This window comes from Streptomyces sp. DI166 (assembly GCF_900091315.1).
Taxonomy (GTDB): domain Bacteria; phylum Actinomycetota; class Actinomycetes; order Streptomycetales; family Streptomycetaceae; genus Streptomyces; species Streptomyces fuscus.
This window is the reverse complement of record NZ_FLSP01000102.1, coordinates 22695-29302: the sequence shown is the minus strand read 5'-3', so window position 1 is coordinate 29302 and position 6608 is coordinate 22695. Positions and strand designations below refer to the sequence as shown.

Here is a 6608-nt window from a genome sequence, read left to right as displayed (position 1 = left end):
CCGCGCTCTCCGACGCCGAGCAGGCGCTCGCCGAGGCCGAGGCGGCGGGACGGCGGCGCCAGGAGGAGGCGTGTGCGCGGGCGGCCGAGCTGATCGCGGGGGCGCGCGTGCGCGAGGAGCGGATCGCGCGCGAGACCGAGCGCGTGCTGCGCGAGCACGGGGAGCGCTGGGACGACGTACGCGCCCAGATGGACCACGTACGCGCCAGTCTCACCACTCTCACCGGGCAGGCCGTGGCGGAGTAGGAGCGGAAGGGCGCGCGGAGGAACAAAGGGGCGCCCGGGCTCGTGGCTGCCCGGGCGCCCCCGCTCATGCGCCCCCGCTCAGGTCACTGATACGTGATGTCCGAGGCGCTGTAGCGGCAGTACGTGCCGTCCGCGCCCTTGCCCAGTGACGTCGGCTCGGCGCCGGTGCTGTTGCCCTTGAACCGTTCGCAGACGGTGAGGTTCTTGTTGCCCACGACCGTGACGCCGGAGAGCGTGGCCGTGTCGCCGTAGTTGCTGTTGATGCCCACCAGGACCTTGCCCGGCGCGGTCGCCCGCACATTGCTGATGACGATGTGCCGCTGGTACTGCTTGGAGCAGTTGCCGCACGAGCGGACCAGCTTGCCGAAGTCCTCGACCTGGAAGTTGCGGACGGTGAGGGTGCCGGCGCCGTTGAACTGCAGGACCTTGTCGTCCGCCTTGCGGGCGCCGCCGCCGTCGACGAGGTAGGTCGCCGAGGACGACTTGCCCTTGAAGGAGGCGGCGTCCTCGCCGACGTCCTCCCACCAGACGTTCTGGAGCGTGCAGCTGCCCAGGCAGTGGACGCCGTCGGCGGCGGGCGAACCGAGGACGACGTTCTTCAGCACGGCGCCGTCGGCGAGCTCGAACAGCGGGTCCTGGCTCTCGGACTGGCTGCCGCTGCCGAGGTCACCGGAGCCGTAGAACCGCTTGAGGGAGCCGTCGTAGGTGCCGGACACCTCGATCGTGGAGCTGACGGCCTTCTTGCCGACGGGCGTGGGCCACGCGCCGAGAGTCGTACCGCCGCCGCTGGCCGAGGCGGACGGGGACGCCGAGGACGGCGCGGACGCGGACGCGGAGGCCGATGCCGATGCCGATGTCGACGGCACCGCTTCCCCCTCCGTCACCAGCCGCCAGCTCTTGCTGCTCGACTTGTCGCAGGAGTTCTGCTGCGCCAGCGCCGACTTGGCGTTCAGGCACTTCGCGCTGTTGGCGTTGACCAGGTGGTACGCCTCGCCGACCGAGGCGAGCTGCCACACCTGTGCCGCACTGCCGTCGCACGCCTCCTGCCTTACCGCCTTGCCGGCCGACGTCGAGGCGCCCTGCACGGCGGCGCACAGCCCGGACGCGCTCTTGACGGTGAAACCGCCGTCCGCGTCGGACAGCCGCCACACCTGCGCGCCCGTGCTGTCGGCGCACGCGCGCGTGGTCAGCTGTCCGGTGGCCGCGGGGGCGGTCAGGCAGGTGTCGTCGGCCGCGTTCACCAGCCGGTACGTGCCCGCGCCCGGCCCCGACGCGGAGGCCGTCATCAGTATGCCGCCGCCGACGGCGCCCGCGCCCAGGGCGGTGACCAGGCCGCCGATCAGAAGAACCCTGCGGCGGGTCTGCCTCCTGCGCCGCGGCCGGTGTCCGCGGGCCGTTGCTCTCTCGCTCACGTCGTCGCTCTCGTTCGGGAGTTCGGAAATGTTCAGGGGGACGGAAGGCGCTGCCGCGCTTTCCGTCCCCCTGTCGTCGCCGACGGAGCGAAAGGTTGCCGTGCTCCGGCGCCGGATAACCGAGCCGGTCCGCTCAGTCCCGACGGCGCACGGCCCCTGCCAGAATCCATCCCTCCACCGCCTCGTACTGCCGTCGCTGCTCCTCCGCCTTCTCGTGGCCCGAGGCCACGGTGCCGAGCCAGCCGAACAGGAACCCGGCGGGAATGGAGACGATGCCGGTGGTGGTGAACGGGAACCAGTTGAAGTCGGCCTCGGGGAAGGCCGAGAACGGCGACCCGGAGACGAGATTGGTGCCCGGCATCAGCAGCAGCACCACGAGCGTGCCGCCGATGAGCGTGCTGAGCAGGCCGGCGCGGGTGTAGCGGCGCCAGAAGAGGCTGTAGACGAGGGCGGGCGCGATGGCGGAGGCGCCGATGCAGAACGCCAGCGTGATCAGCGGCTGGAGGCTGCGGTGCTGCATCATCGTGGCCAGCAGGATCGCCGGGGCGCCCACGGCGAGGGCGCTCAGCCGCGCGATCATCATCTCGCGCCGCCCGGACCACTGCCGCAGCCGGTCGGCGAACACGTCGTGGGCCAGGGAGTTGGCGCAGGCCAGGATCATGCCGGCGACCGAGGCCAGCAGGGTGAGGAAGATGGCCGTGGTGACCGTGGTGAACAGGAAGGTCTCCGTGGCGGACACCTCAGTCCCGAACGCGGCCTGCGTGCCCAGCAGATAGGCGCTGTTGCCCTGCGGGTCCGCCCCGGCGATCACCGCGCGCCCGATCAGCGCGGTCGCGCCGAAGCCGATGACGGTGATGACGAGGACGAACAGCACCACCGTCGAGACCGCCCAGGACATCGAGCGGCGCACCTGGCGGGCGCTGGAGGCGGTGTACATGCGCATGGTGACGTGCGGCAGGACACCGCCGCCGAGGACGATGGCGAGGTGCGAGGTGAACATGTCCAGGCCCGGGTAGGGCCCGCCCGCGAACTGGAGCCCCGAGTTGAGGAAGGCGGAGCCCACGTCGCTGTTGTCGGCGGCGGCGGTGAACAGGGCGCCCGGGTCCCAGTCGAACCGGCTGAGCACGAGGGCGGCGACGACGGCGCCGGAGCCGAGCAGCATCACCATCTTCAGCATCTGGATGAGGGCGGTGCCCTTCATGCCGCCGATCGCCGCGTAGCTGATCATCAGGGCGCCCAGGCCGATGATGCAGCCCGTCTTCAGGGTCTCGCCGGAGAAGCCGAGGATGAAGGCGAGCAGCTGGCCGGTGCCGGCGAGCTGGACGACCATCAGCGGCACCAGGGCCAGGAGGGTGACCGCGCAGGCGGCGATGCGTACGGCGCGGCCGGGCATCCGGCGGGTCAGCGCGTCGCCCATGGTGAAGCGGCCCGCGTTGCGCAGCGGTTCGGCCAGCAGGAACATCAGCAGCATCAGCGACAGCGCGGTGCTCAGGGCGAGGACGATGCCGTCGTAGCCGTACATGGCGATGACGCCGGTGGTGCCGAGCACGGTGGCGGCGGAGATGTAGTCGCCGCCTATGGCGAGGCCGTTGCGCATGGCGGACAGCGAGCCGTAGCCGGTGTAGAACTCGTCCAGGTCGTCCCGGTCGGGGCCGGTCATCACGCACAGCAGCAGCGTGATGGTGACGACGGCGGAGAAGGCGACCAGGGACAGGGTCTGGGTGTCGCCGCTGAACTGCGAGGTCATCGGGCGGCCTCCTGGCGCCGGGCGTCGACGGCCGCCTGCTTGCGGATGCGTTCCGCGAGGGGGTCGACGTAGCGGCGTGCGGTGTGTTCGTAGAGGGCTATGGCCACCCAGGTGACCGGGAGCTGGATCAGCGCGAGGAGCAGTCCGGTGGGCAGGCCGTCGGTGACGGTGCTGGTCATGAAGGACGGCGCGGCCGCCGAAAGGATCAGGAACAGGACGAAGTACCCGAGCGCGGTGATCGTGGCGGTGCGCCGCTGCCAGCGGTAGGCGGTGCGCAGGACCCGTAGATCGCTGTGGTGGCCGAGCGGGGGATGGCGTGGGGGGCGGTACTGCGGCGGTTCGGCCGGGGCCGGAGGCTGCCAGGGGTAGGACGAGTACGGCTGGTGCGGTTGCTGGGGGTACGGCGGATACGGGTCGGTGGACATCCCGTGCTCCTTGCGTGCGGCTCGGGTCCGACGTGCGGACCGCAGGGATGCGTGGGGGGCGGTGGAGCGGTGACGCACGCTACTCGGTGGTAGCTACAAGTGCGAGGGTTTACGCAAACTGATCGGTCGGTACACGCGGAACTTTCACCGGCACCGGCCTGACCTCGGGTGTTACCCCCGTTAACTCATACTTTTCGAAATCGTTCGACCCGAATGGGTGGCTGAAACCATTCGCCCTACAAGGCACGCCGATAGGCGATGCCCGGCCGCCCTCCGACGGTGACCTCGCCGGTGGTGCAAAAGCCGTTGCGCTCCAGGACGGTCCGGGAGGCCAGGTTGTTCAGCGTCGTGACGGCGGTCAGCGCGGAGAGCCCGTACGCGCGCGGCGCGAGGTCGCACAGCGCGGCGACCGCGGCCGTGGCCACGCCCCGGCCGGCCGCGCGCCGCCCCACGCGGTAGCCGAGTTCGGCACTGCCGTTCTCGGCGTCCATCAGGTTGATCCGGCCGATCAGCCGGTCTTTCTCCCCGGGGTCTTCGGCGGCATCGCCGAAGCCGCCGATGTCGCCGTAGACCAGATGGAAGTGGCAGATCCCGGCGTCCTGCTCGGCGAGCAGCGCCCGGTGGCGGGCGGCGAATCCGGCGGGTTCGAAGTAGGTGTCGCCGCGGTCGGGAACCGTGCGCGCGAAGTACGCGCGGTTCTCCCGCTCGAAGGCCAGCAGCTCCTCCGCGTGCTCCGGCCGCAGCCGCTCCAGCCTCACCATGGCGCCCAGGGTAGGCGCGGTCAGTCGCCGGGCACCGGGAATTTCCGGGGCGCGAGCAGCAGCAGGACGAGCACCGCGAGCGCGGCCGCGCAGGCCGCGCCGAAGTACACCGCGTGCACCGCCTCCGCGATGGCGTGCCGGGTCGCCTCAGGGGCCGTACCGGCGTCCAACGCGCGGGTCACCGAGTCCAGGTCGCCCGCCCCGCCCAGACGCGTGGCGAGGACCCCGTTGGCGACCGCGCCGAACACCGCCGCGCCCAGCGTCTGCCCGGTCTGCCGGCAGAACAGCACCGACGCCGTGGTGGTGCCCCGCTCCGACCAGCCCACGGTCGACTGCACACCCACGATCAGCGGGAGCTGGAACAGCCCGAGCGCGCCGCCGAGCAGCAGCATCAGCAGGGCCGGCTGCCAGGCGTGCCCCGGATAGGGCAGGAACGGGAAGGCGAACAGGATCAGCGCCGCCAGCCCCATGCCGAGCACCGCGGTGTCACGGAAGCCGATCCTGCGGTACACGTGCTGGCTGAACGCCGCCGACACCGGCCAGCTGAGCGTCCACACGGACAGGACGAATCCGGCGGCGACCGGGCCGAGGCCGAGCACCGACTGGGCGTAGGTGGGCAGGAATACGGTCGGCGCGACCATCAGCAGGCCCAGCGCGCCGAGTGCCAGATTGACCGCGGCGATCGTACGGCGGCGCCACACCCACCCCGGGATGATCGGCTCCGCGGCCCGGCGCTCCACGACCACCACGACCGCCGCCAGCACCAGCCCGGCGGTGAGCAGGGCCAGCGAGGGCGCCGACAGCCACGGCCAGGCCACCCCGCCCTGCACCAGCGCCGTCAGCAGCACGCCGCCGCAGGCGAACACGGCCAGCGCGCCCGCCCAGTCGACCCGCGCGCGTGCGGACGTTTCGCCCTCACGCGCGCGTGGCGGCGTTTCTCCCTCTGCGCCTGTGCGTCGCTCCCCACGCGCGCGTGCCGTCGCTTCTTCCTCCGCGCCTGTGCGTCGCTCCCCACGCGCGCGTGCCGTCGTTTTCCGCTCCGGCTCGTGCAGATGACGCACGATCAGCCACAACGCCACCGCCCCGACGGGCAGATTGACCAGGAAGATCCAGCGCCAGTCGGCATACGCGGCCAGCAGCCCGCCCACGCCCGGACCGGCCACCGCGGACAGCGCCCACACCGTGGACAGCTTGGACTGGATGCGGGGCCGCTCCTTGAGCGGGTACAGATCCGCGGCGAGCGTCTGGACGGTCCCCTGGAGCGCGCCGCCGCCGAGGCCCTGCACGATCCGGAACGCGATCAGCGCCGCCATGTTCCAGGCGAGGGCGCACAGCAGCGAGCCGAGCAGGAACAACGCCGCGCCCGCCACCAGCACCGGTTTGCGGCCGAAGGTGTCGGAGAGCTTGCCGTAGACGGGCAGCGTGACCGTCACGGCCAGCAGATAGCCGGAGAACAGCCAGGAGAAGTACGAGAAGCCGCCCAGGTCGCCGACGATCTGGGGGACCGCGGTGGAGACGACGGTGGCGTCGAGGGCCGCGAGCGCCATCGCCAGCATCAGCGCCGCCACCACAGCGCCGCGCCGTCCCGTCCCGGTGGGGGGTGCCGTGTCGCGCACCGCAGGTCTCGTGTCGCCGCCCACCGGATTCCTTTCCCCCTGCATCCATCCGCCGCGGACCAGCTTCCCACTTGCGCCTCACGCGACGGGAGGCGCAAGGGTGTCCGGGACCGAAGGAGGAGACAACCCCGAGAAAGATCCGCCAAAGGGTGCACAGCCCCTAGGGGTTCCTCCGTACCAGGGCCCGGGGAGGGTTCGTACCGGCGGAGGACGAGACGGCACCCCCACCGTCCTTAACCTGGCTTTACGCCGCTGAGGGGCGGCTGGCAGGCCTCACGGGGGTGGGGTTTTCCCCCGGAAAAGAGTGCACTGGGCACCAGCGCGCACCGGCCCCTCCCGGCGCCAGACTCTTCGACGTACCGCATCGCACGACCACGACTTACCGCATCGCACGACTACGAC

Annotated in this window: 5 protein-coding genes and 2 pseudogenes; 1 reads left to right on the top strand and 6 read right to left on the bottom strand. The window is 71.5% G+C overall.

The annotated features are described in order from the left end of the window. Positions 1 to 245 (top strand): annotated as a pseudogene (locus GA0115233_RS33655) (cellulose-binding protein); the annotation flags it as partial. An 83-nt stretch (positions 246 to 328) separates the two neighbouring features. On the opposite strand, the gene GA0115233_RS33650 reads toward GA0115233_RS33655, so the two are convergent. From GA0115233_RS33650 to GA0115233_RS33630, 6 genes and pseudogenes are all read right to left on the bottom strand, one after another. Then, positions 329 to 1129: a pectate lyase gene (locus GA0115233_RS33650; protein ID WP_369691389.1), complete on the bottom strand. Its 801-nt coding sequence runs from the start codon at positions 1127 to 1129 to the stop codon at positions 329 to 331. 21 nt (positions 1130 to 1150) lie between these two features. Next, positions 1151 to 1531, bottom strand: a pseudogene (locus tag GA0115233_RS42025) (RICIN domain-containing protein); the annotation flags it as partial. A 259-nt stretch (positions 1532 to 1790) separates the two neighbouring features. After that, positions 1791 to 3404: a sodium/solute symporter gene (locus GA0115233_RS33645; protein WP_093724127.1), complete on the bottom strand. Its 1614-nt coding sequence runs from the start codon at positions 3402 to 3404 to the stop codon at positions 1791 to 1793. Further along, on the bottom strand, positions 3401 to 3829 hold the full coding sequence (locus tag GA0115233_RS33640; protein ID WP_093724126.1) for a DUF485 domain-containing protein: 429 nt from the start codon (positions 3827 to 3829) through the stop codon (positions 3401 to 3403). Before GA0115233_RS33640 ends, GA0115233_RS33645 begins: the two co-directional genes overlap by 4 nt. Before the next feature lie 236 nt (positions 3830 to 4065). After that, positions 4066 to 4590: a GNAT family N-acetyltransferase gene (locus GA0115233_RS33635; protein ID WP_093724125.1), complete on the bottom strand. Its 525-nt coding sequence runs from the start codon at positions 4588 to 4590 to the stop codon at positions 4066 to 4068. Positions 4591 to 4610: 20 nt separating this feature from the next. Then, positions 4611 to 6251: an MFS transporter gene (locus tag GA0115233_RS33630; protein WP_093724124.1), complete on the bottom strand. Its 1641-nt coding sequence runs from the start codon at positions 6249 to 6251 to the stop codon at positions 4611 to 4613. Between the last annotated feature and the right edge of the window lie 357 nt (positions 6252 to 6608).